Origin of the sequence: Metabacillus niabensis (assembly GCF_902829255.1) — a bacterium.
Taxonomy (GTDB): domain Bacteria; phylum Bacillota; class Bacilli; order Bacillales; family Bacillaceae; genus Metabacillus; species Metabacillus niabensis.
In genome coordinates, this window is record NZ_CADEPK010000387.1 from 1 (window position 1) to 2,029 (window position 2,029).

Sequence of the window (2,029 nt, forward strand, 5' to 3'; positions counted from 1 at the left end):
GTCGTACAGAATATTCATAAATTTATCCTATAAAATGAAACGTTCATTGCGAATCGTTCATACCACCCTTATAATAATAGTTGATATTAGGAAATACCTACAAAAAGGGTGAGGTAGCTTGGCTACGAAGCATGAGCGAATTTTACAATATATTAATTCACTTCCAGTTGGAGAAAAAATCTCAGTAAGACAAATTGCGAAAGAGATAAATGTAAGTGAAGGAACAGCGTACCGAGCGATAAAAGAGGCAGAAAATAAAGGGTATGTTTCAACGATCGAGCGAGTAGGTACAATACGAATTGAAACGAAGAAAAAGGAAAACTTTGAAAAACTAACATATGCAGAGGTTGTAAATATTGTTGATGGACATGTTTTAGGTGGTCGTGCGGGATTACATAAAACATTAAATAAGTTTGTTATTGGCGCTATGAAAATTGAAGCGATGATGCGGTATACAGGGGCAGGAAATCTATTAATAGTAGGTAATCGTACGGATGCCCATTATTTTGCATTAGAAGCGGGAGCAGCAGTTTTAATAACAGGTGGTTTTGATACTGATGAGAGTGTAAAAAAGCTCGCAGATGAACTTGAGCTACCAATCATTTCAACTAGTTATGATACTTTTACTGTAGGAACAATGATTAACAGGGCAATATATGATCAGCTTATAAAAAAGGAAATTGTCCAAGTAGAAGATATTCTTACTCCTTTTGAAAAAACGATATGTCTTTCACCTTTTGAAACAGTTGCTACGTGGTACCGACTAAACAATGAAACCGGACACGGTAGATATCCCGTTATTGATCAAAATAACAAAGTTCTAGGTATGGTTACAGCCAAGGATATTATGGGTCATACCCATTCAACTCAAATTGAAAAAATTATGACGAAAAATCCTGTTACTGTTATTGGGAAAACATCTGTAGCATCAGCAGCTCAAATGATGGTTTGGGAAGGGATTGAAGTATTACCTGTTGTTGATCAGCAAAATAAACTACAAGGAATGATTAGCAGGCAAGATGTATTAAAGGCATTACAAGTCATACAGCGACAGCCTCAAATAGGAGAAAAATTAGATGATATTGTCACAAATCAGTTTGTGACAATTGACGATGAATCTAAGCGGAGTAATATTTTTCGATGTGAGGTTAGTCCACAAATGACAAACCACCTTGGAACGATTTCTTATGGTGTATTTACGACTCTTGTAACAGAGGCGGTAAATCGATATTTACGTGCACAAAAAAAGGGAGATATCATTGTTGAAAATATAACTATTTATTTCATAAAGCCTGTGCAAATGGAAGCTATATTAGAAATTCAGCCAAAGATTCTCGAGGTTGGCCGAAAATTTGGTAAGGTTGAAATAGAAGCGTATAGTGATGGAATGGTAGTGGGGAAAGCGATGATGATGGTTCAATTAATCGAAAGATAAAGCAAATTGAGAAGAGATAATCTCTTCTCAATATTATTTTTGAGCCTCTTTTACAACTTGAGGTAAATAGTGCTTATACGCTCGAAACCCCGCCCAGCTACTACCAAAACCTATTAGAAGAAAGACTATGCCGACAATTAACGTGATAGTTGAACGGTTTAAAAACAATTGATTTAGACCGAAACTCGCAACGAATAATCCGAGCGCTATGCTTGCTTTTGCTGAAATCCATTGTTTTTCAACAAGCTTATTAGAACGATAAGCTTTTACACGATAGTACACATAAAAGGAAAGTGAAAATACAATCAATACGACTAAAACTGGCATAAGAATAACCTCCAATATTTTTCTGTTAAAGGGTAAAAACAATTAAAATGATTTTACCATGTCCAATGAAAATATGAAATTAAATAAAACACCTTAACCTAAAACCTTCTATTTATTTTTCACTCCCATTCACCGCGTTTCCTTCTTTTTAATTCGTTCCTTTTATGTTTTAATAACATATAAAGCGAAACTTATCAGAATTTTTATTAGGAGTTTCCTCGAGAAAAGAACTAAAATGCTTGTTAAAAAAGGAAACTATATTAAAGG

2 protein-coding genes are annotated in these 2,029 nt (G+C 34.5%); one reads left to right on the forward strand and one right to left on the reverse strand.

The genetic code is table 11. The features are described 5' to 3' along the window. Positions 1-118 precede the first annotated feature (118 nt). Entirely contained in the window at positions 119-1,435 is a 1,317-nt protein-coding gene (locus HU235_RS22240) for a DRTGG domain-containing protein (RefSeq protein WP_174881626.1), read from the forward strand. 33 nt (positions 1,436-1,468) lie between these two features. Here HU235_RS22240 and HU235_RS22245 read toward each other — a convergent pair whose 3' ends face one another. Beyond that, positions 1,469-1,762, reverse strand: coding sequence for a YtpI family protein (locus HU235_RS22245; RefSeq protein WP_095300665.1), 294 nt, complete (start codon positions 1,760-1,762; stop codon positions 1,469-1,471). Positions 1,763-2,029 lie beyond the last annotated feature (267 nt).

Bases quoted from the DNA above. Each gene is read 5' to 3' on its own strand.
- HU235_RS22245 (WP_095300665.1), bottom strand. From the start codon at position 1,762: ATGCCAGTTTTAGTCGTATTGATTGTATTTTCACTTTCCTTTTATGTG.